General features: G+C 63.2%; 22 protein-coding genes. 8 read left to right on the top strand and 14 right to left on the bottom strand.

All coding sequences use genetic code 11. The annotated features are described in order from the left end of the window. Window positions 1-82: 82 nt before the first annotated feature. Both NKI05_RS01595 and chpT read right to left on the bottom strand, forming a co-directional pair. On the bottom strand, window positions 83-451 hold the full coding sequence (locus NKI05_RS01595) for a response regulator transcription factor (RefSeq protein ID WP_023669946.1): 369 nt from the start codon (window positions 449-451) through the stop codon (window positions 83-85). A 243-nt stretch (window positions 452-694) separates the two neighbouring features. Further along, window positions 695-1324, bottom strand: coding sequence for a histidine phosphotransferase ChpT (gene chpT, locus NKI05_RS01590; protein WP_023669947.1), 630 nt, complete (start codon window positions 1322-1324; stop codon window positions 695-697). Between the two features lie 390 nt (window positions 1325-1714). Between chpT and NKI05_RS01585 the strand changes: the two genes are divergently transcribed. Next, window positions 1715-2251, top strand: a complete 537-nt coding sequence (locus NKI05_RS01585) for a DUF1134 domain-containing protein (RefSeq protein WP_245259859.1) — start codon at window positions 1715-1717, stop codon at window positions 2249-2251. A gap of 148 nt (window positions 2252-2399) precedes the next feature. Beyond that, window positions 2400-3560, top strand: coding sequence for a coiled-coil domain-containing protein (locus tag NKI05_RS01580; RefSeq protein ID WP_023686196.1), 1161 nt, complete (start codon window positions 2400-2402; stop codon window positions 3558-3560). Between the two features lie 3 nt (window positions 3561-3563). Here the strand turns inward: NKI05_RS01580 and NKI05_RS01575 are convergent, their stop codons facing one another. The 6 genes from NKI05_RS01575 to NKI05_RS01550 all read right to left on the bottom strand — a co-directional run bounded on the left by NKI05_RS01575 (window position 3564) and on the right by NKI05_RS01550 (window position 8338). Beyond that, window positions 3564-4391, bottom strand: coding sequence for a TrmH family RNA methyltransferase (locus tag NKI05_RS01575; protein ID WP_023686195.1), 828 nt, complete (start codon window positions 4389-4391; stop codon window positions 3564-3566). Window positions 4392-4462: 71 nt separating this feature from the next. Continuing rightward, entirely contained in the window at window positions 4463-4801 is a 339-nt protein-coding gene (locus NKI05_RS01570; RefSeq protein ID WP_023669951.1) for an ArsR/SmtB family transcription factor, read from the bottom strand. Window positions 4802-4954: 153 nt separating this feature from the next. Continuing rightward, window positions 4955-5725: a HugZ family pyridoxamine 5'-phosphate oxidase gene (locus NKI05_RS01565; RefSeq protein ID WP_023686194.1), complete on the bottom strand. Its 771-nt coding sequence runs from the start codon at window positions 5723-5725 to the stop codon at window positions 4955-4957. A 35-nt stretch (window positions 5726-5760) separates the two neighbouring features. Then, window positions 5761-6927 carry a CaiB/BaiF CoA transferase family protein gene (locus NKI05_RS01560; protein ID WP_352792151.1) on the bottom strand — a complete coding sequence of 389 codons (1167 nt, stop codon included), beginning with the start codon at window positions 6925-6927 and terminating at the stop codon, window positions 5761-5763. 6 nt (window positions 6928-6933) lie between these two features. Next, window positions 6934-7695 (bottom strand): 3-hydroxyacyl-CoA dehydrogenase, encoded by a 762-nt coding sequence (locus NKI05_RS01555; RefSeq protein WP_023705950.1) that lies wholly within the window; start codon window positions 7693-7695, stop codon window positions 6934-6936. Between the two features lie 106 nt (window positions 7696-7801). Beyond that, a complete protein-coding gene (locus NKI05_RS01550) occupies window positions 7802-8338 on the bottom strand; it encodes a GNAT family N-acetyltransferase (protein ID WP_023669955.1) in 537 nt (178 codons plus the stop codon). Between the two features lie 271 nt (window positions 8339-8609). Here NKI05_RS01550 and NKI05_RS01545 point away from each other — a divergent pair, with 271 nt between their 5' ends. After that, the gene (locus tag NKI05_RS01545; RefSeq protein ID WP_352792150.1) at window positions 8610-9596 is read left to right on the top strand and encodes a glutathione S-transferase family protein; all 987 of its coding nucleotides are present in this window, start codon (window positions 8610-8612) and stop codon (window positions 9594-9596) included. Between the two features lie 16 nt (window positions 9597-9612). Here NKI05_RS01545 and NKI05_RS01540 read toward each other — a convergent pair whose 3' ends face one another. Beyond that, window positions 9613-10113, bottom strand: coding sequence for an NUDIX domain-containing protein (locus NKI05_RS01540; protein ID WP_031195394.1), 501 nt, complete (start codon window positions 10111-10113; stop codon window positions 9613-9615). Between the two features lie 71 nt (window positions 10114-10184). Between NKI05_RS01540 and NKI05_RS01535 the strand changes: the two genes are divergently transcribed. Next, window positions 10185-11111, top strand: a complete 927-nt coding sequence (locus tag NKI05_RS01535) for a metallophosphoesterase family protein (RefSeq protein WP_023695843.1) — start codon at window positions 10185-10187, stop codon at window positions 11109-11111. Here NKI05_RS01535 and NKI05_RS01530 read toward each other — a convergent pair whose 3' ends face one another. The 4 genes from NKI05_RS01530 to leuA form a co-directional block, all read right to left on the bottom strand. Beyond that, window positions 11112-11729, bottom strand: a complete 618-nt coding sequence (locus NKI05_RS01530) for a hypothetical protein (RefSeq protein ID WP_023686189.1) — start codon at window positions 11727-11729, stop codon at window positions 11112-11114. It lies immediately after the preceding gene. An 84-nt stretch (window positions 11730-11813) separates the two neighbouring features. Then, entirely contained in the window at window positions 11814-12617 is an 804-nt protein-coding gene (locus NKI05_RS01525; RefSeq protein ID WP_023686188.1) for an alpha/beta fold hydrolase, read from the bottom strand. 103 nt (window positions 12618-12720) lie between these two features. Beyond that, a complete protein-coding gene (locus NKI05_RS01520; RefSeq protein ID WP_023814966.1) occupies window positions 12721-14490 on the bottom strand; it encodes a tetratricopeptide repeat protein in 1770 nt (589 codons plus the stop codon). A gap of 192 nt (window positions 14491-14682) precedes the next feature. Continuing rightward, entirely contained in the window at window positions 14683-16359 is a 1677-nt protein-coding gene (leuA, locus tag NKI05_RS01515) for a 2-isopropylmalate synthase (protein WP_023737773.1), read from the bottom strand. Window positions 16360-16841: 482 nt separating this feature from the next. Between leuA and NKI05_RS01510 the strand changes: the two genes are divergently transcribed. From NKI05_RS01510 to NKI05_RS01500, 3 genes are read left to right on the top strand one after another with little or no spacing between them, the layout of a single operon-like run. After that, window positions 16842-18008, top strand: a complete 1167-nt coding sequence (locus NKI05_RS01510) for an ATP-grasp domain-containing protein (protein WP_023695839.1) — start codon at window positions 16842-16844, stop codon at window positions 18006-18008. A gap of 5 nt (window positions 18009-18013) precedes the next feature. After that, window positions 18014-18790 carry an esterase family protein gene (locus NKI05_RS01505; protein ID WP_023814967.1) on the top strand — a complete coding sequence of 259 codons (777 nt, stop codon included), beginning with the start codon at window positions 18014-18016 and terminating at the stop codon, window positions 18788-18790. Next, a complete protein-coding gene (locus NKI05_RS01500; RefSeq protein ID WP_031192978.1) occupies window positions 18790-19104 on the top strand; it encodes a nuclear transport factor 2 family protein in 315 nt (104 codons plus the stop codon). The genes NKI05_RS01505 and NKI05_RS01500 overlap by 1 nt, the downstream gene beginning before the upstream one ends. Before the next feature lie 10 nt (window positions 19105-19114). Here NKI05_RS01500 and NKI05_RS01495 read toward each other — a convergent pair whose 3' ends face one another. Continuing rightward, window positions 19115-20650, bottom strand: a complete 1536-nt coding sequence (locus NKI05_RS01495) for an MFS transporter (RefSeq protein ID WP_023695837.1) — start codon at window positions 20648-20650, stop codon at window positions 19115-19117. 146 nt (window positions 20651-20796) lie between these two features. Here NKI05_RS01495 and NKI05_RS01490 point away from each other — a divergent pair, with 146 nt between their 5' ends. After that, a complete protein-coding gene (locus NKI05_RS01490) occupies window positions 20797-21693 on the top strand; it encodes a LysR family transcriptional regulator (RefSeq protein WP_023814968.1) in 897 nt (298 codons plus the stop codon). Window positions 21694-21731: the final 38 nt, after the last annotated feature.

The raw sequence follows: 21731 nt of genomic DNA, 5'->3' as shown, positions 1-21731 counted from the left end.
AACACCATCCGATTGAACCAATGCAAAAAACCCGGCTCAGGCCGGGTTTTTTGCTGTCCTTTTTGGCCGAAAACGAGCCGAATCAGGCGGCAACCTTCAAGGTACGAAAACGTTCGAGCAGTTGCGGCCGGTTGAACGGCTTCAACAGATAACCCTGGGCGCCGGCGCGCTTTGCCTTCATGATCGAGGCAACGTCGACCTCGACCAGTGAGATCAGAATCTGTGGTTTGATCGTGCTCTCCATGGCGCGAACCTGGCGAATGACGTCGACCGCTTGCATGTCCGGCAGGGCGCCGTCGACGACAATCACATCAGGCATCTCGGCAGCGCACATCTCGACAGCATCAAGTCCAGTTGCCGCTTCGATCACCACCATGTCGGAGCCGCCAAGAATCCGTTTTGCAACTTTTCTGATGACGCTCGAATCGTCGACAAACATGCAGCGCTTCATTTCCGGGTCCTCTTTGCCATGGGGCGAACCGGCGGCATCCGGGTATCGGGATGCACACTAGGCCGATCTGGTAAAGAAGCAGAAAAGCCGTTAGGTAAAGTTTTTACAAACATGTCGTTTGCAGCCCCATTCTGCAGGGGCGTTGCCGGCAATGAAACTTGCCTGTTCTGAATTGCCGCAAATATCAGCGGGAAAAGATACTTGATTGTTCTTGATGCTCGGCGTCCTGCCGAACGGCTTCGCTCAAGCCGCGGACAGCACGATCTCTTCGGCGGTCGCGTGAATCGAGATCGTCATGTTGGCCTCACGCGCCAGCAGCAGCGTGTAGTAGGGCTGGACGGTATGGGCGTCGATAGGCTCCTCGGGCTTGTTGCCGGAATGGAGCTCGAGGAATTTCGGCGGCACGCGCAGCATCGGGCCGCTTGCGGCAAGCGCAAAGCGCGGCTCGGTGTCGAGGTTTTCCAGCGTGACCACCAATCTGCCACCGCGCGGGATGGCGGCATTGGCGACGAGCAGCAAATTGAGCAGCAGCTTGACCTTGTTCTTGGGCAGCAGGGCGCGAACCCCGTTCCAGATCAATTCCGGCTTCTCGTTCTTCAGGAAGGCGATGGCGACGGACTCGGCATCGCCGGTGTCGATCATCATGCCCGCCGAACCGGCGGCGCCGAAGGCGATGCGGGCGAATTGCAGGCGGGCCGAAGCGTTTCTGGCGCTCTGCCGGATCAGTTTCATGGCGTCTTCGTCGGCGCCGCCCTCGTCCAGGAGTTCAAGGCCGTTGTTGATGGCGCCGACCGGCGAAATGATGTCGTGGCAGACTCGGCTGCACAACAAGGCTGCGAGATCGGGTGCGGAGAGAGAGAAAAGCTCAGCCATCGGCGAAAAACCCCTGCTAAAATTCACATCCTGGTGGCCGCGCGGCCGACAGCCACGCTCACCACCCGAATCACGCTCTCTCCCCCCAGGCATTCTGAATACACAGCGCCCGAGCGTGCAGCAACAATCCACAATTCTTGTGAGAAAAACGGCACTTTGCACAGGATGGGCGCCCGCGCAGACCGTCAGAAACAGCCTTCGAACCGCCATGTTCATGTGGGAGGTTAATGGTTGAAAAAGGATTACGGCATAGTTTGCCCGTAACAGTCATCCTTAACGGCCGCCTAAAGAGCCGGACGGGGTGCGAGGCGTCGGCGAAAGTGCTCCCTGACGGAGATTGGAAGCATGGTTTCCCGATTCTACGACCGGACGTTTGTCCGCGTCTTCTTCATGGCGATTGCCCTCATGGGCGCTCTCGCTTTCTCAACCTCTGCGTCGCGGGCACAGGAATACACCGCTCAGGAGATCGTCGATTCCGGTCACAAGTTCTTCGGCGCGACGTCGGGCGGTCTCGCCACCGTCGTCGAGAAGATTTTTGCCTCCTACGGCCTGCCCAATGGCTATCTGCTCGGCGAAGAGGGATCCGGCGCGCTGATTGGCGGCCTGACCTATGGCGAAGGTACGCTCTACACCAAGAATGCCGGCGACCATAAGGTGTTCTGGCAAGGGCCTTCGCTCGGTTGGGATTTCGGCGGCGAGGGATCGCGGGTGATGATGCTCGTCTATAACCTCGACGACGTCAGCAATCTCTACAATCGGTTCGGCGGCGTTGCCGGTTCGGCCTATGTCGTGGCCGGCGTCGGCTTCAACGTGCTGCAGAACAACAGGGTGCTGCTGGTGCCGATCCGCACCGGCGTCGGCGCGCGGCTTGGCGTCAATCTCGGCTATCTGAAGCTGACGCAGAGGCCGACCTGGAATCCTTTCTGAGCGATTCCGACCACACTTCGACCCGATCAACAGATTCTGACCCGGTGCAGCTGCGGCAAACCCTTGCCGCAGCGCTGGATTTGCGTCATTGGCAAAGTCCAGACTTGGCGGTTGCCGGATAGCGGCCCGCCCGTAACGGGTAGTCACCTTGGTTCAGTCGATCCTGTTCTTCGCCCTCGGCTTTCTGTGCGCAGGCTTTCTGGCGCTGCTGGTCGCGCCGGCCATCTGGCGGCGGGCGGTCGCGCTGACACGCAAGCGTGTCGAGGCGTCGGTGCCGCGAACGCTGGCCGAGATCCAGGCCGACAAGGACAGCTTGCGGGCCGAGTTCGCCATGACGACGCGCCGGCTCGAAATCAGCATCAAGACGCTGCGTGAGCAGGCGAATGAGCAACTCGTCGAAATCAATCGCGGCCGCGAGGCGCTGAAGGGCCTGGCGGTCGAGCGCAAGGACAAGAAGCAGGCGCTTTCGGAGCTCGGGGAAAAAAACGAATTGCTGCTGCATCGCGAGCAGCAGATACAACAGCTGTCGGACAGGCTTGCACAAACAGAGCGCATGATGGAAAAGCGCGCGCTCGAGCTGGAAAAGCTCGAACATATGTACGACGACGCGTCCTTCTCCTCCAGCAATCGTCAGATCGAACTGGTGGCTCGCGAATCCGAGCTGGAAAAACTTGCCAACGACATTTCAGTGCTGCGCGGCCAGCGGAAGGAGGCCGACAAGCGCCATCAGGAAGTCGTCGCCGAAGGCAAGGCCACGCGCGATGCCTTGAAGGCCGAAAAGAAAAGAACCGCCGACCTCGACAGAAAGCTCGAGCGCCTGCTCGCCACTCTTGCCGATCGCGAGGACAAGCTCGATCGCCGCGAAAAGGAACTGGCCCGGCTTCGCGAGCGGGTGAAGGGCGAGGCTACAGGAGGCGCCGCGGCTGCTGGCCTGGTTGGTGCGCAAGACAGTGCCCGCGCCAGGAACGAGGACATGGACAAGACGCTCGCCAAGCTCGAAGGCGACCGAGAGCGGCTCGAAGCCAGGCTGACGACGCTGGCCCGCGAAAACAAGCGGATGAAGGCGGAGCTTGGCGGTTCTGGATCCGCGAAGCCCGGGAATGGCCCCGGCAATGGCAATGATGCCGGTTCTGCCTTGCGCGAACAGATGAACAATCTGGCGGCTGAGGTCGTCCATTTGACGGCCAAGCTCGAAGGACCTGATTCACCGATCGCCAAGGCGCTGGCGGCGCCGCAGGAAACGCGGTCGGGAACCACCAGCCTCGCCGATCGCGTGCGGGCGTTGCAGAAGGCAGATTTGCCGAGCTGAGTTTCAAGCCCCGGCTTGGAATTGCCTGACTACGCCTATCAGGGCGAAATGGTGCAGCGCAATGGCTGACGCGGCAGCAACATTCAGGCTGTCGAACCCTTCCGACATCGCGATCCGCACCGTCCGCAGGCGGGCAAGCAGGCTCTCCGGGAGGCCCTCGCCTTCGGTGCCGAGATAGAGGGCCAGTCGTTTCGGTCGCGCGGCATCGCGAATGTCAGCCTCACCACGCGGCGACAAAGCGACCTGGCCGAAGCCCAACTCGCCGAGCTTCGCGATGAAAGCTTCAGTGTCGCCGAAGGACGCAAAGGGCACCTTCAACGCGGCGCCGACGGAGACGCGGATCGCCTTGCGATACAGTGGGTCGCAACAGGTGGCGTCGACGAAGACGGCATCGGCGCCGAAGGCGGCGGCATTGCGGAAGATCGATCCGATATTGTCATGGTTGGCGATGCCGATGAGAACGACGATCAACGCTTCGGCAGGCAAGGTGTCGAGCAAGGCCTCGGCGGGCTGTGGCGTGCCCTTGCTGCCGATCGCCAATATACCGCGATGCATGTGGAAGCCGGCGATCCTGTCCATGACGGCGCTTGCCGCAACGTAGACCGGCAGGTCGGCAGGGGCCTTGCGCAGGATGTCGTCGAGCCCGGCCAGCCGGTTTTCGAGGACCAGGACCGACTCCGCAGCAAAGCGTCCGGCTGACAGCAGGACGTCCAGCACCACCTTGCCTTCGGCAACGAACCGGCCATGGCGGCCGGTGAGATCGCGCTCGCGGATGTCGAGATAGGCGGCGACCCGCGGATCGCGCGCGTCGTCGATCTGGATCGGATCCATCAATACCTCGGCCGGCGAAAAATCGTCAGCGAGGTAAGGAGCGATCGGAGCCGCAGGTCAAGCCCTGCAGGTCAAGTCCCGGCGCGGCGCAGACGCGTTGCCATTTGGGACAAGTCGCCTATCCCGAAAATGCCGTCCAGCATGCGCAACAGTTCGCGCACGGCTTCGGACTTGCAGGAATAGTAGATCATCTGCCGGTCGCGGCGGGTCTCGACAAGATCGAGCGCCCTGAGCTTGGCCAGATGTTGCGACAAAGCGGACTGGCTGAGCATCACCTTTTCGGCGATGGCGCCGACCGACATTTCACCGTCGGCCAGATAGCTCATGATCAAGAGCCGCTTTTCGTTGCCCATAAGGGTCAGAAATGTCGCCGCCGATTCGGCATTGGCGATTAGTTTGGTCGAGACCATCGATGCCCCATGTTTTCCTGCTCATCCAAACGCTATGGGGGCAAATAGCGTTGGCTGCTATAATTCAGCTATGGATCACGCTGCTGATTCAGCGTCGCCTGAATCGTAGATCATTTCGCCCAAATCTCAAGACGTGCTTTTGATTCATGACGATTATCCTTGCGTAGCTGGCGCACGACCGGCTTTGGCCATGTCGACCAGAACCGGCCGCAGGTCGCGCGCGGTCTTCAATGGCTGTGGAAAATAGACCCTGCAAACGGTGTCGCCCGATGCCAGGTCGATGCCATCGGCATCGAAGCCGGTCATGGTCCAACCATCACCTTCAACCCTGGCGAAATGATGGGCATAGACGGCGATGGCGTCGAGATGGTCGGCATTCATGTGGTCGAGAGCGGATTGTTCGCTGGCGGCCAGCTCGTCGACGATCAACCCCTCGGTGATGAGATCGGCACGGTCGAGCAGGTAGGCCTTACCGTAGCCGCCATTCAGGCTGGCGCGCTCCGGCTCGAGGCGAAAGATCGAGAAATCGCCGAGCCCGGCATAGAGCTTTGCCTTGGGATTGCGGTTGAGATAGCGCCGCTCGGCGCGGGCATGCGCGCTCGACCCGCGTTCCAGCGGCTGCGCCCGGCAGACCAGCGTTATCCTGGGATGCGCCAGCGGATCGCCCTTGCCGGGTTCGCCGACAAGCAGCGAGCAGCGCGGCTCGGCAAGGATGGCGCCGGTATGGGCTGACAGCGCCGAGACAAGGATCAGAGGCGTGCCATCGATGTCGGTGGCGACTCCGACCCTGGAGGCCAGCGGTGCGCCGGTCGAAGGCTCGATCACCGCGAGGGCGCCGAAACGGGCGCTGCGGATCAGCGTTGCGGCCAGCCTGATCGCCTCGGCGTCCGTCGCGCGAATGACGTCCTTCTTCGGCTGGTCCAAAATGCCCACCAGGTAAGTTGATTTTCTAAATCCAGTTATTGGCCAATCATGCCGGCTTTGACAAGCGCTTTGATCTCGGCTGTCGAAAAGCCGAAGCGCGCCAGCACAGTCTGGGGCAGCTGATCGTCATCTTCAGACATGCCGGCAAGCGCCGGCTGCGAGGCCGAGAAGCGTGGCGCGGGCGCGGGGCGCTCGAGCGCACCGGCCTTCACAAATGCGTGACGCGCCCGGTTGTGTGGATGATCCCTGGCTTCGGCCAGCGACAGAACCGGCGCCACGCAGGCATCGCTTGCGGCAAACAGCGCGTCCCAGTCGTCGCGTGTCTTCTGCCGGAACCGGTCGGCAATGGCCGCGCGCATGTCCGGCCACAACGCCTTGTCGTATTGGCCGCGGACAAAATCCTCGCCGAGCGGCAGCAGTCTTGCGAATGCGGCGAAGAAGCGCGGCTCAAGGCAGCCGACCGCAACGTGGCGTGCGTCCGCCGTCTCATAGGTGTCGTAGAAGGGCGCACCGGAATCGAGCAGGTTGGCGCCGCGCCGGTCGCTCCACAGACCTGCCGACATGAAGGCGTGTATGGGGGCCACCAGCATCGAAGCGCCCTCGACCATCGCCGCGTCGATCACCTGGCCTTTGCCGGAGCGCGAGCGCTCGAACAGCGCTGCAAGCACCCCGGCGATCAGCATCATGGCGCCGCCGCCATTGTCGGCGATCAGATTCAGCGGCGGCACCGGCCGGCCTTCCTCCCGGCCTATGGCATGCAACACACCGGAATAGGCGAGGTAGGTGATGTCGTGGCCGGCGCGACCTGCGAGCGGCCCGTCCTGGCCGAAGCCGGTCATGCGGCCGTAAATCAGCGCCGGATTGCGCGCCAATGCAGCATCCGGGCCGAGACCAAGCCGCTCCATCACACCGGGGCGAAAGCCTTCGACAAACAGATCGGCCTTTTCGGCAAGGCGCAGCAGCAGTTCCGTTCCTTTGGCCTGCTTGAGGTCGACGCGCAGGATGGAGCGGCCGTGACGGTCGAGATTGTACGCATCGGAGAGCGGCAGCAGGGGTTGGTCCGAACCGGTGCGCTCGATGCGCAGCACCTCGGCGCCCATGTCCGACAGCATCAGCCCGGCCAGCGGCACCGGGCCGAGCCCGGCCATCTCGATGACTTTCAGGCCGGCCAGCGGACCGGTCTTCACTGCGCCGGCCGCCATGGCCGTCTATTTCGGCGCCATGCGGATTGCCCCATCGAGGCGGATGGTTTCGCCGTTGAGCATCTGGTTTTCGACGATATGCAGGGCGAGCGCGGCATATTCGGACGGCTCGCCGAGGCGGGACGGGAAGGGCACGGCCGCGCCGAGCGAATCCTGCACCTCCTGCGGCATGCCGGCCATCATTGGCGTCTTGAAGATGCCGGGCGCGATGGTGCAGACGCGAATGCCGGAGCGCGCCAGGTCGCGGGCAACCGGCAGCGTCATGCCGACGACGCCGCCCTTGGATGCGGCATAGGCGGCCTGGCCGATCTGGCCATCATAAGCGGCCACCGACGCGGTGTTGACGATGACGCCGCGCTCGCCGCCCTGCAGCGGTTCGAGTTTGGCGGCACGGTCGGCGACGAGTCGGATCATGTTGAAGGTGCCGATCAAATTGATCTCGATCACCTTGCGGTACTGGTCGAGCGGATGTGGACCATCCTTGCCGATCGTCTTCACGCCGATGGCAATGCCCGCGCAATTGACCAGGATGCGCGCTGGCCCAAGTCTCTTTTCCACCTCGGTGACCGCGGCCGCACCGCTGTCGGCGCTGCTCACATCGCACTGGATGGCGGCGCCGCCAATGTCGCCCGCCACCTTCGATGCCCGGTCGATGCCGATATCGAAAATGGCGACGCGCGCGCCCTTGTCGGCCAGCGCGCGGGCGGTTGCCTCGCCGAGGCCGGAGCCGCCGCCGGTTACGATCGCAATCTGGCCGTTCGGGTTCATGCTGCATGCTCCGTGCTGTTCCGGGTCATGCTACGGAGGTCGCCGCCATGGTGCAACCTGACCAATGGGGATCCATCGCGACCGGTGCCGCGACCGATCCTGGAGCTCAGGCCATCACTGGTGCCTGCTCCGCGATCCTGGCAAGGCTGGCATGGCCGACCTCGCCGGAGAGCCGCGCCACGGCACCGGGCACGATCTCGTGCGACAGCAGCCGGTCGAGGTCGACCGGGCGCGGCATGGAGATCTGGCCGCGGGGGATCTTTCTGAAGCCGAGCGGGCCGTAATAAGGCTCGTCGCCGACAAGGATCACCGCCGGCGCGCCGGCCTTGGCGGCCGCCTCCAGCGCGATCGCCACGAGCCGGCGGCCGATGCCGAGATTTTTGAAGGCGGGCCGCACGGCAAGCGGCCCGAGCATCAGCGCGCGGCCGGCGCCGGCGGCGATGCGGGTCATGCGCACCGAAGCAATGACGATGTCGCCATCCATGGCGACAAAGGACAGCGAGCGCTCGTGGCCGCCGGTCTCGCGGATCTTGTAGGCGGCCAGCACGAAACGGCCGGGGCCAAAGGCTTCGTCGTTGATGGCTTCGATTTCGGGATCATGCGCCGGAGTTTCCGGCAGGTATTTCACGTCGGCAAGGCTCATGGTCTTCGCGGTCCGATAAAGAGGAAAGGTTGCTGCAAGCGGCAGCGTTCGCCAGTCAGCGCTTTCTAAGCGCGGGCGCCCTTTCGTCGTCGGTCAAACCGGATCAAGCCAAGATCGAACATGCGGAGTGTCCGCTAGCATCAATTTCCGGCGGCTGCAATCGGCTGTTTTCATCCGGCGTTTCATACGAGTGACGCTCTGTTCAGCAGATGACGGCTTCGGCATTGCCGCCTTGCGACTACATTGGCCAAGGCACGCAAGGAGATTTCGTATGGGATTGCTGGTCGAAGGCAAATGGCAGGGCCGTCCGGCCAATGTCGATAGCAGCGGCAGGTTCATCCGCGCCGAGACGCAGTGGCGTGACTGGATCACGCGCGACGGCGCGCCGGCGCAAGGTCGTACGCGCGGCTTCAAGGCCGAGCCCGGACGCTACCATCTTTATGTCTCGCTCGCCTGTCCGTGGGCGCACCGCACGCTGATCTTTCGCGCGCTGAAGAAGCTAGAAGACATCATCCCGGTTTCAGTCGTGCATCATTTCCTCGGTGCTGAGGGCTGGACGTTTTTGGCCGAGGATGGCGCCACCGGCGACACGCTCTACGGCCTCGACTTCCTGCACCAAATCTACACCAAGGCCGATCCAGCCTATTCGGGCCGGGTTTCGGTGCCGGTGCTGTGGGACAAGAAGGAAGAGACCATCGTCTCCAACGAATCCGCCGAAATCATCCGCATGCTCAATTCGGCCTTCGATGAGTGGGGCGATGCCGCTCTCGATTTCTATCCGCCAGGCCTGCGCGGCGAGATCGACAAGGTCAATGCGCTGGTCTTTCCAGCCGTCAACAACGGCGTCTACCGCGCCGGCTTTGCCACCACGCAAGCGGCCTATGAAGAGGCGTTCGGCGAGCTGTTCGCGGCGCTCGACACGCTGGAGGGCCGACTGTCAAAACGGCGCTATCTCACTGGCGAGCGTGTCACCGAGGCGGATTGGCGGCTGTTCACCACGCTGGTGCGTTTCGACCCGGTCTATGTCGGCCATTTCAAATGCAATCTGCGCCGCATCGCCGACTATCCGAACCTTTCGAACTATCTGCGCGACCTCTACCAGGTGCCCGGTATCGCCGGCACGGTGAACCTGCACCACATCAAAATGCACTATTACGGCAGCCACGAGAGCATCAACCCGACGCGCATCGTGCCGGTCGGGCCTGGGCTCGACTATGGCGCGCCGCACGACCGGGCGCGGTTCAGGCAGGCGGCGTGAGCATCGGATTGACAGCCTACCAGTACGGCGACACCGGCTCGCCTTCAAAAACCTCGGCAAGCCGCCGCAGCGTCGCCGGCGTCGTGCCATGCGGCAAGCGGTCGAGCGGAAAGAAGCCTGCTTCGGCGATCTCGTGGTCCGGCAGTTTCGGCGCGGTCTGGTTGAAGGTTTCGATGAGATAGAGGCCGACATGGTCGCGGCGGCTGGAGCGGCGGTTGAAATGCATCGATTTCAGCACCGGCTGGGCTGTCAGCGCGATGTTGCCTTCCTCGGCCAGTTCGCGCACCAGCGCCTCACCGAGCGTCTCGCCGACTTCGACGCCCCCGCCCGGCAATTGCCAGCCGGGAACGTAGGTGTGGCGGATGAGGAAGACAGTGTTCGAGGCGCGATCGTGGATTAGGCCGCGCACGCCCAGCGTCATCGGCCGCCGCAGCAGGAAATAGAGATGGAACAGCCTTGCCCTGAGGCCTGCCCAGCCGGTCTGGCGAAACGCCTGCTCCGGGTCCGATATAGCCATGACTAGCGAAACCGTGGATGGGCAGGAAACAGTGAGTGGAAAGCGGGGAGCGCGTCGCCTATGAAGGAAGGATGTTCAGGCTCGCGCATATTTCCGATGTCCATCTGGGGCCGCTTCCCGGTGTAACCTATCGCGAACTCGCGTCCAAGCGCGTCGTCGGCTACGTCAACTGGCAGCGCAACCGCCGCCGCCATATGCACGATGCCGTCATCGACACCATCGTCGCCGACATGAAGGCGAGCACACCCGACCACCTCACCGTTACCGGCGATCTGGTTAATCTGGCGCTCGACGGCGAGATCGAGATGGCCAAGCACTGGCTTGAGACGCTGGGTTCGCCGGAGGATGTCTCGGTGGTGCCGGGCAACCACGACGCCTATGTGCCGGGCGCCTTCGACAAGGTCTGCCGCTCCTGGGCGGCGTGGATGAGCGGCGACGGCGTGACTGCGCCGATCGACCGCAACGCTTTTCCCTATCTGCGCGTACGCGGCAATGTCGCGCTGATCGGCGTTTCGACGGCGCGCGCCACGGCGCCGTTCATGGCCAACGGCTTCTTCCTCGAAGGTCAGGCGCAAAGGCTGGCGACAGTGCTCGACGCAACGAACAAACGCGGCCTGTTGCGGGTGATCATGATCCATCATCCGCCGGTGCGCGGCGCCGTCGCCCAGCAAAAGCGCCTGTTCGGCATCTCCCGCTTCCACAAGACCGTTCATAGGCATGGCGCCGAACTCGTGCTGCACGGCCATTCGCATCTGCCGTCGCTGTTCTTCATCGGCGGGCGCGGCGCCAGGATTCCTGTCGTCGGCGTCGCCGCCGCCGGGCAGTCGCCAGGCAGCAAGAACCCGGCGGCACAGTACAATCTGCTCGATATTGACGGGGAGAAGGGCAATTGGCTGATTCGCCTGACGCGGCGCGGCCTGACCGGGCCGGCCTTGCCGCCATCGGACCTGCAGGTCATTGAACTCGGCGCGCAGACACCGAGGCCTTCAGATCGTTGATCAGAAGCTGATCTTCATCGCCATCAGGCGATCCCAAAACAGCGCGGCCGCCACCGCCAGGCCAACAAGCGCGCCGGCGGCGACGAAGCCCAGGCCTGCAAAGAAGGTCGACCAGCTCTTGCCTGGCGCGGCTGCTTGCAAGGGCGGCTCCGCTTCGACCACCGCAGGGCGTTTCAGGTCGGCGACGGCCGGCTCGACACCGCCCTCCATCATGCGCTGGCGCTCGACGATACGCTCCGCCACATAGCGCGTGACCTGATCGGCGACCGGTTTCATATCGGTCGATTCGGCGAGCACGACGCGGCCGATGCGGGTATCCCTGAGAAAGCGGTAGGTGCGGCGGTCGCGCCCCATGGCGACATGGCTGACGGCGTCGATCCACAGGCGGGGCTGCAGGCCGGAGGAGACGACGAAGTCGAAATTGTCCATGTCGGCGGGCACGTCGGCAAAGACCGGGGCGAGCTCGGCGGCGAGCAGATCAAGCCGCATCCGGTGCGCCTCGCGCATGTCGACCACGACATCGTCGCGATCGGCGAAGGCATTTTTCACATCGCGAACGGCGTCGGACAGTTTGCGGGAGGTGTCGATGGGGGTGATGTTTTCGCCAGTGTCCTTCATCGGCGTCGCCTCGCTGATATGGTTAATTGCGAGTTAACACAGGCGGCGGCAAAATGCACTGGCGAGATGCGGGGCGCAAGTAAGTTAGCTCGCCGCGGCCTCGAATGTCGGACGCAGGCGCCTGCCGCGGCGTGCCATGTTTCGGCGCACGGCCTGGGCGACCACATCAGGCACTTCCTCGACCAGCATATGGCCGGCATCGAGCACGTGATGAATATGAAAATGCGCCGGCAGACAATCAGCCTGGGTAAAGGGCAGCACCGGATCGTCCGTTCCCCAAACCACCATCACCGGCATGTCGAGGGTGTCCAGCTGTTCGCGGGGTATGACCCCCTGCCGCTCGTTCCTGGTCATGACGGCCGATATCTCAATCAGCTTGCGCAACTGGCCGGGGCGACGGCGTAGGTCCGCCAGGACGCCAACGATGCGTTCGGGCGGCGGGCTTCGCGGTCCCGACATGGCGGCAAGGCAGGCGCGGATTTCCCGTCTGTCGGCGGCCGCGGCGTAGCGGCGCAACAGCGGTCCGTTGATCTCGGGGCCAACACCGCCCGGCGCCAGAAGCGTCAGCGAGCCTATCCTTTCAGGCTCGGCAAGCGCCATCAGGGAGGCGACCGCGCCGCCCATCGAATGACCGGCGACATGCACCCTTGCTATCCCGCGTGCGGCGATATCGGCGAGAACCGCTCGCGCCGCTGTTTTGGCCGGGCCGCTGCCAGGAAATTCGAGAGACAGTCCGTGTCCCGGAAGATCGTAGGCCAAGGTCCTGACATCGGGCCCTAGCGACGCGGTCACCTCGCGCCAGATATCATGGCAACCACCGAAGCCATGCAGCAGGACGACCGTCTTCGGCCCGGCGCCCCGCTCGGCAACATAGAGGGATGAGACCATGAAAATGTGCGATTATTGCAAGACTGGAGAGGAAATTCGAATCGAGGCTGGATTGCTCCCAGTCCAGACCGATGGCCAGTAAAGTTTTCGCGATCCGGAAAGACTAGCTGGCGTTGCCGAGGCCCGCGGCGCGCAGCGCCTCAACCAGCCGGTCGGTCAGATCGGCGGGATATTTGCGCTCGGCGAAGGCCGCGCGCGGATCGGCGGCGAATTTCGGGAATTTGGTGGTCAGCTCATCCAGAAGCTTGGCTGCCAGCTGTTCGCGGCCGGCAGCCTTGGCGCCGATCAGCCGCGCCGCCAGATAATGCGATTTCATCGCCGTCGTGCGCAGCGACTCGCTGGCTATCGCGGCCTTGTTCATGTCGCCCAGCATGAACTGTCCAGCGAAAAGCCCAAAATCCCACCATGTCGGATGGCCGCTGAACGTCTCGACGGCATGGGTCAGGATGGGTGTTCCCTCGGCATATTTGCCGGCAAAGATCAGGCCATAGCCGTAAGCGGCAGCCATGCCGAGGTCGTAGGGGTTGAGCTCATAGGCCTTGCGCATCCAGCGGATCGATTCCTCGGTGTTGCCGAGGCGCGAGTTGAGATAGCCATAGGCGCGGTGCGCATAAGGGCTGGTCGGTCCCATCTGGATCGCGCGATGGGCGAAAGACATTGCCTGTTCGACCGTCGCGCCAGGCGGATAGGCGTAATGATCGGTGGCGGCCTCAAGGGTCAGGGAGGCCAGTTCCGAATAGACCAACGACGATTTCGCACCCTGGCCGGCGAGCTTGTCCAGGCAGCGATAGGCAGCCTCGTGCGTCCTGGTGCTCTGGTCGAGATAGTATCTGTCGTTGAGGATCAGGCAGCTCGTCAGCCCGGTCTGGATGCCGTTCTGTTCGATGTAGCTGTAGAGCGGGCCGGAGGCGGGAATGGTCGAGCTGAGGATGGCGGCGATACGATCCTCGACGATGCCAGGTGCGCTGTCGGCGGCCGTCAGACTGCGGGACAAAAGCACGCGGCCGGTCGCCACGCTCTGCAGTTCGAGCGTCACGTCACCTGCCATTGGTCCCGGCAGGACATCGAAAACGAAGGCGGTCGGGTCGGTGCTTGGGTCGCGCTTGCCATCGGCGTCGCGGCCGATGAAGTCGATCGTGTCGAAACCGGCAAGGCCGGCGCGCAGCGAAGCAGCGACGCGGCCGGCCTCGGGGCCGGTGGCCTTCACCGCGATGTAGACGAGGGGCAGGGCCTCCATCGACGGCGATGCGATGCTGCTCGTTACGCCCGCGGTCTCGACCGCCGCGGTAGGATCGCTGCTGGCAAGCAATGCGCCGCTGCCCTGGCGCAGGATGAGCACGCCCAGCATGAGAATGACCAGCGTCATGGCGACCCAGAAGAACTGGAGATGGCGCGCCAGCGAAGGCCCAGGTTCTGTAACCCCCGAAGCTGTCGCGGCAGCGGGAACGGCGTCAAGAGCCGCCTGGTCGGGCGATCCGGGCAAGGCGGCTACCGCCGCCGCAAGCGGCTCCTGCCCAACCGGCAGGCGTATGGCGTTGAGCTCATAGGACGGCACGTAGCCGCCGCGCGGAATGGCAATGCGAACCGGTTCGGCTATGCCTTCATTGGCGAAATAATGCTGGAGAAGTTCGCGCAGCCGGCCTGCCTGCACCCGGACAACGGCGTCGGTCGACGAATCGAAATCGCCGTCCTTGCCGAAGACGTCCATGGCGATGGAGAAACCCTTGAGCCTGTCGGCTTCGCCGGCCTGCTCGCGCTCAACAAGATAGCGCAGCAACTTGCGCGCGCGCTCGGAACGTCCGAACGTTTCGCTGGCGAGCAGTCGCTCCAGTGTCTCGCGCACTGCGGGGGCGGCAGGCGTGGCATGCTGCAAGTGTCGATCCTCTCGAAGTCGGCACAGGTTGAGGCGCAATCATATAGAGCCTGCACTTCCATACAAGCATGCTTATGTTATGCGATCGCGTAACACACCGGATAGTTGCCGGTGGTTGACACAAAAAACCGGAATTTCCCTCGGCAAATGGGGGATTTCCGGGCGCCGCGGACATTCGGCGCCCGGGAAATATCAGCCGGCCTTGCGGCCGATTATCCGGTTGGCGGCCGAAACAACGGCTTCCAGCGAGGCGGCGACGATGTTGGTGTTGATGCCGGCGCCGAACAGCTTGCTGCCGGGATATTCCATCTCGACATAGGAAATCGCCGAGGCGTTCGAGCCGCGCTGGAGCGAATGTTCGGAATAATCAAGCACCGACATGTCGACGCCAACATGACGCGACAGCGCATCGACGAAGCCGTCGATCGGGCCGGTGCCGGAGCCGGCGATTGTCGTCTCCTTGCCGTTGTCGAGGATCACCGCCTCGACCACGCGCCGGCCCTTTTTCTCGGTATCGGGATAGGTGTGATGGTCGAGGAACTTCAGTCGTGCGCCGGGCTGGTCGACATAGGTTTCGATAAAGCGGTCATGGATGCGTTTTGCCGGCACTTCCTTGCCTTCGGCGTCGGTGATCGCCTGGATCTCCTGGCTGAACTCGATCTGCAGGTTGCGCGGCAGATTGAGGCCGTAATCGGCCTGCAGTACATAGGCGATGCCGCCTTTGCCCGACTGCGAGTTGATGCGGATGATCGCCTCGTAGCTGCGTCCGACATCGGCCGGATCGATCGGCAGATAGGGCACTTCCCAGACCGGCGTGTTGGCCTTCTTCAAGGCCTTCATGCCCTTGTTGATGGCGTCCTGGTGCGAGCCGGAAAAGGCGGTGTAGACGAGTTCGCCGACATAGGGATGGCGCTCGGAGATCTTCAGCTGGTTGGAATATTCGTAGACGTCCTTCATCCGGTTGATGTCGGAGCAATCCAGATGGGGATCGACGCCTTGCGTGTACATGTTGAGCGCCAGCGTCACGATGTCGACATTTCCGGTGCGCTCGCCATTGCCGAACAGCGTGCCTTCGACGCGGTCCGCACCCGCCATCAGGCCGAGCTCGGTGGTGGCGATGCCGGTGCCGCGATCGTTGTGGGGGTGCAGCGAGATCAGCAGGTTCTCGCGGTCGTCCAGGTTGCGGCACATCCATTCGATCCGGTCGGCATAGATGTTGGGCGTCGACATCTCGACCGTCGACGGCAGGTTGATGATCAGCTTGTTGTCGGCTGTCGGCTTCACGATCTCGGTGACGGCGTTGCATATCTCCAGCGCGACTTCGAGCTCGGTGCCGGTAAAGCTTTCGGGCGAATATTCGAAGCGATAACCGCCGCCGGCCTTGGCCGCCATGTCGGTGATCATCTTGGCCGCGTCGGTGGCGATGCGCTTGATACCGCCGACATCCTTCTCGAAGACGACGCGACGCTGCAACTCGCTGGTCGAATTGTAGAAATGCACGATCGGGTTGGTGGCGCCCTTCAGAGATTCGAAGGTGCGGGTGATGAGTTCGGGACGGCACTGCACCAGCACCTGTAGCGAAACATCAGCCGGCACATTGCCTTCCTCGATGCACCAGCGGGCGAAATCGAAATCGGTCTGCGAGGCCGAGGGGAAACCTATCTCAATCTCCTTGAAACCCATGTCGAGCAGCAGGGCGAACATGCGCGCCTTGCGCTCATGACCCATCGGATCGATCAGCGCCTGGTTGCCGTCGCGCAAATCGACCGAGCACCAGACCGGTGCCTTGTCGATGACCTTGTTGGGCCAGGTGCGGTCGGTGAGACCGACCGTCGGGTAGGGCTGGTATTTTCGGGCCGCGCCCGGCATGTGGCCGGCCGCGCGTTTTACGCTTTCGGCTTCGCCGGCGCGGATGTCTTCTCGTGCGTTCATCGTCTTGTTCTCCCGGCGGCTCGCGGATCGGTCTTCGGACGGATTCCAGGGCGAGCAGCGCCTTATCAGATTTTCGTTCGCTTGATGTGAATTGCCAATTTCTGAACTGGCCAAGGAGCGTGCGCGTAAGCGGCGGTTCGACCGCCGGGCGCTCCTTCAGCGAACCCGGCGATCGCCGATAAGGCCGAGAAGAAGCAGGGTCGATGCCAGCGCGCGCACGGTCTCCCCGGCAAAGCCGGTCGGACGGGAAGCGACGGAGGAGACGCGCGTGTTCATGGCGGGGTTCATACAGGAGCCGCCATGGACAGGCAAGTGGGCTGCCATTCCACCACTCGCGAGCACTCTTCCCCATGCGCGGCAAATGCGCCAGACTTGCGTGTAGCCGGGGCCGCAATGCTTCGCCGTCGGAGGGGTCATCCGTGAATTTTGTTTTCTTCTCGCCGCATTTTCCCGCCAACGGCGCCGATTTCTGCGACCGGCTGAAAAAGGCCGGCGCTACGGTGCTGGGCATTGGCGATGCGCCTTATGAGGCGCTGGACGGCAAGCTGAAGGCGGCCCTGTCGGAATATTACCGCATCGCCGACATGGAGGACTACGATCCGGTGTTCCGGGCGATGGGTCATTTCATCCACAAATGGGGCCGGATCGAGCGCTTCGAGTCCCTCAACGAGCATTGGCTGGAGCTGGAGGCCAATATCCGCACCGACTTCAACATCTACGGCACCAAGCTCGATTTCGTGAAGAATTTGAAGCGCAAGAGCCGCATGCGTGCATTCTTCCGCAAGAGCGGCGTCGACACCATCGCCCAGCGCAAATGCTCCGACCGGGCCGGCGCCATGACCTTCATCCGCCGCGTCGGCTATCCCGTGGTGGTGAAGCCCGATTCCGGGTCCGGCGCCTCGAACACCTTCAAGATTTCCAACGCCAGGGAGCTTGACCAGTTTTTCAGAGACAAGCCCGAGGACGTGACCTTCGTCATGGAGCAGTTCATCGAGGGGCTGGTGGTGACCTTCGATGGGCTGGTCAACCGTGACGGCGAGGTGGTGCTGGCGGCCAGCCACCGCTACGACCAGAGCATCATGGAAGTGGTCAACAAGGATCGCCACATGAGCTACACCTGCTTTCCCAAGGTCCGACCGGCGATCGAAGAGGCCGGCCGCAAAATCCTCAAGGCGTTCGACGTGCGCGAGCGCTTCTTCCACATCGAGCTGTTCGAAACCAAGGACGACCGCGTCATCGCGCTTGAGGTCAACATGCGGCCGCCCGGCGCCTGGATGACCGATGCGATCAACTACACGTTCGACATCGACGTCTACGCGGCCTGGGCGGACATGGTGGTGAAGGATGCCACCGGTGGTCCTTATGAGGGCAAGTATTTCACCGCTTATGCCAGCCGCAAGCAGCACCTCCACTATTTGCACAGCCATGAGGACGTGCTAGCCGCGCATCGCGACAAGATCGTCCATCATCAGCCGATAGAAAAGGTTTTCAGCCGCGCCATGGGAAATTACGCCTACCAGATGCGCTCGAAGGACGAAGCAGCACTGCGCGCGGCTGTCGCCTACATCCACGCGGAAAAGGCTTAGACGCGATGGACATCTCTTATCACAAGGGTTTCTCCGGCAATCTCGGCCGCGACATGGAATACAAGCGCTACGGCCATGCCGGCCGGCCGGTGGTGGTGTTCCCGACGTCGCAGGGGCGGTTCTACCAGTTCGAGGATTCCGGCGGGGTAGGAGCGCTGGCCGAATTCATCGACACCGGCCGCATCCAGCTGTTCGCGGTCGACGGCGTGGATTCGGAATCGTTCTTCAACAAGCATGCCGGCGCCGCCCACCGCATCGGTCGCCACGAGGCTTACTTCCGATATGTGCGCGAGGAGGCGCTGCCGGAGTTTCTGGCGACCGCCGAGCAAGCCAATGGCGGGCGCAAATTAAAGCCGCTGTTCACCGGCTGTTCGATGGGCGGTTATCATTCCACGAACTTCGTCTTTCGCTTTCCCGAACTCGCCAGCGGCGTCATCGCGCTGTCGGGCGTCTATTCGGCGGGCGACTTCTTCGGCAAGGCGCTGGAAGGTGATATCTTCTACAATTCACCGCTCGACTATCTGCCCGGCATCGTAGACCCAAAACTGCTTGCCCGGCTGAAGGCGCTGAGGATGATCTTCTGCTGCGGGCAGGGCGCCTGGGAAGAGCGGATGCTGGTCGAGACCCGCAGGCTGGAACAGATCCTGCGCGACAAATCCATTCCCGCCTCGGTCGACTATTGGGGCGGCGATGTCAGTCATGACTGGCCATGGTGGCACAAGCAGCTGGTCTATTTCTTCGGCCGCTGGCTGGATGATGATCTGATGCACCGGCTCGATTGATGACCACACCCGAACCTATCCGCCGCTTTATCGAGGCCACCAATGCGGGTGATAGCGAAGCCGTTCTCCACACGTTCACAGCCGACGCGTCCCTGACCGACTGGGGGCGGTCCTTCCAAGGCCGCCAGCAGATCGCGCGCTGGAACCAGTCGGATAATATCGGCGTGAAGTCCAATCTTCGCATTGTCCGCATCGCCGAGGTCGAGGGCAGCTACCGCGTCCGCATTGCCGTGAAAGGCAATGGCTTCAACGGCGAGGGTGACATGACCTTCGTGCTCGACGGCCACCGCATAGCGAGCCTCGTCATCTCCTGACGCGGCTCAGCTACCCTTCCTGGCAAACCGGCAGAGCAATGGTCTCGTGTTCCACCGCCCATCCACGGCGCAAGCCGAGAAAGACGACAAGGGCGGTGACGATGGTGATTGCCGCCAGCACGATCAGCAGCCTGTCGAACGCGATCTCATAGGCCTGGACCAGGACCGTGGCTCCGGCACCCGGCAAGCGGGCTGCCGCTTCGCCGATGTTGCCGGTCACCAGCAGCTGCGCGGCGGCGGTTGCATCCAGGGAAGACGCCGTTCCCTGAGCCGCCAGTTGGGCTGCCGTGAAACCCGACAGGACTGCCATGACGATCGCCAGCGCCACGCCTTCGCAAGCGACGCGGGTGGTGTTGAAGATGCCGACCGCCATGCCGGCACGCTCTTTCGGCACGACGCCGACGGCAAGTCCGTCCATCAGCCCCCAGGGCAAGGCGATGCCGACGCCGATGAGGATCAGCGGCGCCACCAGCGCTGCGACGACAGGCGGTATCAGGCTCAGCCAGACAAGGCCGCCGGCGGCCACAAGCAGGCCGACACCGCAGATCGTTGCCGGAGCGATCCAGCGCGCTACCTGGCCGGCGAGCAGTGGCAGGATCAACAGCGGTCCCGACAGGCAGATCATCAACTGCCCCGCCTTGATCTCGCTCATCCCCTCGATGCCGATGAAGCGGATCGGCAACAGCACCAGCAGGACGACGAAGCCATAGGCGGGAGCGGCCGCCAGGAACTGGACGCCGACGAAGCGGGGAAAGCGGAACAGCGAGAGATCGAGCATCGGCCGGCGCACGCGCCGCTCGACGACGACGAAAGCGGCAAAGCAAAGGGCGGCCGCCACGAGAAGCGCGATCACCAGGGGATCGGTCCAGCCGCTCTGCGGCGCTTGCAGCACGCCGTAGGTCAGCGATGCCAGCGCGATCGTAAAGGTGCCGGCTCCCGCCCAGTCGAGGCCGGTCGCATCCGGATCGCGCGATTCCCTGATGGTGCGCAGGCCGAGCAAAGCGGCTGCAATCGCGAGCACTGCCACCAAGACGAAGATCGATCGCCAGCCGAAAGCATCTATGAGCAGGCCCGACGCGATCGGCCCAAAAGCGAGGCCGATGCCGAAACTGGTGCCGAGGAAGGAGAAGGCGCGCAGCCGCAATGGCCCATCGAATTCCTGGGCAAGAGCGGAGGCGCCGCCGGCAAAGGCGGCGGCACTGCCGAGCCCTTGCGCAGCCCTGAGCACATCGAACCAGACGATATCAGGAGCAAACATCGATCCCAGCGATGCCAGCACATAGGTGGCGAGGCCAACAAGGAAGAGCCGCTTGCGGCCATGATTGTCGGCCAGCGCGCCTGATGCCATCAAGGTGGCGGCGAAGGTCAGCATGAAGGCGTTGGTCACCCAGTTGAGCGCGATCGGGCTGCCGCCGAGGTCGGCCGCAATGCGGGAAAGCGCGACGGCCGGGCCGGTGAAGGTCAAGGGCATTGTCATGGCGGCAAGGCATACCGACAACAGGACAAGCCATGGCGCGACCGCGCCGTTTGTGGTCTTCGGGGTCATAATTTTCCTATCTGAACCAGGATCCGCCGGCCTGCCGCAAGCTTGCTGCGCCGGTCGTAACGGGAAGATAGGCTCGCGACACTTCGAGAAAAATAGTGTTAAATCTCCAGATATACCGGACTGAAACGCTCGAATGGAGAGATGCGATGGAACGCCTCAATGGGCTCCTGGCCTTTGCCCGCACGGCTGAGTTCGGCAGCTTCATCGCTGCGGGCCGCACGCTCGGAATATCGGCATCGGCCGTCGGCAAGAGCGTCGCCAGGCTCGAGCAGGATCTCGGCGTAAGGTTGCTTCAGCGCAGCACGCGCCGCATCGGCCTGACCGAAGAGGGCAAGCTGTTCAACGAGCGGGTGCGGCGCATCCTCGACGACATCGACGATGCCGAGGCGATGCTGTCGCGGAGCCGCGAAACACCGCATGGGCGGCTGCGCGTTTCGACGCCGATCGTGACCTATCATTTGCTGTTCCCGGTGCTGTCGGAGTTCATGGCGCGCTATCCCGAAATCGAACTCGACATCGACTTTAACGACCGCATCGTCGACCTCATCGACGAAGGCGTCGACATCGCGATCCGCAGCGGCGACCTGCCGGATTCGCGCCTGGTGGCGCGGCCGCTTGCACCCTTCCGGCTGCTGTTGTGTGCGGCACCCTCCTATATCGAGCAGCACGGCAACCCGAGCCGCCCGGACGATCTCGTGAACCATTACGGCATCCGCTTCCGCTTTCCCAACAGCGGCAAGCTGCAAGGCTGGCCGTTCATCGGCGGCAGCGCCGAGCCGCAGGTCCGCTCGATGCTGACCTGCAACAACACGGAGGCGCTGAAGGGCGCCACGATGGCCGGGCTCGGCATCAGCTCGATGCCCGATTTCCTGGTCCGCGAGGCGCTGCGTGACGGCCAGCTACGCACGGTGCTGGACGACCATGTCGACGGCCGCGGCCAGTTCCAGTTGTTGTGGCCGTCCAATCGTCATTTGTCGCCGAAGGTTCGCGCCTTCGTCGATTTCCTTCCCGACCGGCTTGCCGCGACGCTGAGCGGCTCTTGAATTAGTCCTTCGCGGCCGACGGCGATAACGAAGACAGC

Origin of the sequence: Mesorhizobium sp. M0771 (genome assembly GCF_040320155.1) — a bacterium.
Lineage (GTDB): Bacteria > Pseudomonadota > Alphaproteobacteria > Rhizobiales > Rhizobiaceae > Mesorhizobium.
The sequence above is the reverse complement of the archived record's forward strand: the minus strand, read 5'-3'. Positions and strand labels throughout refer to the sequence as shown.

What these genes read in the sequence shown, in the direction of transcription:
- NKI05_RS01595 (WP_023669946.1), bottom strand. Translation starts at nt 451, where the DNA reads ATGAAGCGCTGCATGTTTGTCGACGATTCGAGCGTCATCAGAAAAGTT.
- chpT (WP_023669947.1), bottom strand. Translation starts at nt 1,324, where the DNA reads ATGGCTGAGCTTTTCTCTCTCTCCGCACCCGATCTCGCAGCCTTGTTG.
- NKI05_RS01585 (WP_245259859.1), top strand. Translation starts at nt 1,715, where the DNA reads ATGGCGATTGCCCTCATGGGCGCTCTCGCTTTCTCAACCTCTGCGTCG.
- NKI05_RS01575 (WP_023686195.1), bottom strand. Translation starts at nt 4,391, where the DNA reads ATGGATCCGATCCAGATCGACGACGCGCGCGATCCGCGGGTCGCCGCC.
- NKI05_RS01570 (WP_023669951.1), bottom strand. Translation starts at nt 4,801, where the DNA reads ATGGTCTCGACCAAACTAATCGCCAATGCCGAATCGGCGGCGACATTT.
- NKI05_RS01560 (WP_352792151.1), bottom strand. Translation starts at nt 6,927, where the DNA reads ATGGCGGCCGGCGCAGTGAAGACCGGTCCGCTGGCCGGCCTGAAAGTC.
- NKI05_RS01555 (WP_023705950.1), bottom strand. Translation starts at nt 7,695, where the DNA reads ATGAACCCGAACGGCCAGATTGCGATCGTAACCGGCGGCGGCTCCGGC.
- NKI05_RS01550 (WP_023669955.1), bottom strand. Translation starts at nt 8,338, where the DNA reads ATGAGCCTTGCCGACGTGAAATACCTGCCGGAAACTCCGGCGCATGAT.
- NKI05_RS01545 (WP_352792150.1), top strand. Translation starts at nt 8,610, where the DNA reads ATGGGATTGCTGGTCGAAGGCAAATGGCAGGGCCGTCCGGCCAATGTC.
- NKI05_RS01540 (WP_031195394.1), bottom strand. Translation starts at nt 10,113, where the DNA reads ATGGCTATATCGGACCCGGAGCAGGCGTTTCGCCAGACCGGCTGGGCA.
- NKI05_RS01535 (WP_023695843.1), top strand. Translation starts at nt 10,185, where the DNA reads ATGTTCAGGCTCGCGCATATTTCCGATGTCCATCTGGGGCCGCTTCCC.
- NKI05_RS01530 (WP_023686189.1), bottom strand. Translation starts at nt 11,729, where the DNA reads ATGAAGGACACTGGCGAAAACATCACCCCCATCGACACCTCCCGCAAA.
- NKI05_RS01525 (WP_023686188.1), bottom strand. Translation starts at nt 12,617, where the DNA reads ATGGTCTCATCCCTCTATGTTGCCGAGCGGGGCGCCGGGCCGAAGACG.
- leuA (WP_023737773.1), bottom strand. Translation starts at nt 16,359, where the DNA reads ATGCCGGGCGCGGCCCGAAAATACCAGCCCTACCCGACGGTCGGTCTC.
- NKI05_RS01505 (WP_023814967.1), top strand. Translation starts at nt 18,014, where the DNA reads ATGGACATCTCTTATCACAAGGGTTTCTCCGGCAATCTCGGCCGCGAC.
- NKI05_RS01500 (WP_031192978.1), top strand. Translation starts at nt 18,790, where the DNA reads ATGACCACACCCGAACCTATCCGCCGCTTTATCGAGGCCACCAATGCG.
- NKI05_RS01495 (WP_023695837.1), bottom strand. Translation starts at nt 20,650, where the DNA reads ATGACCCCGAAGACCACAAACGGCGCGGTCGCGCCATGGCTTGTCCTG.
- NKI05_RS01490 (WP_023814968.1), top strand. Translation starts at nt 20,797, where the DNA reads ATGGAACGCCTCAATGGGCTCCTGGCCTTTGCCCGCACGGCTGAGTTC.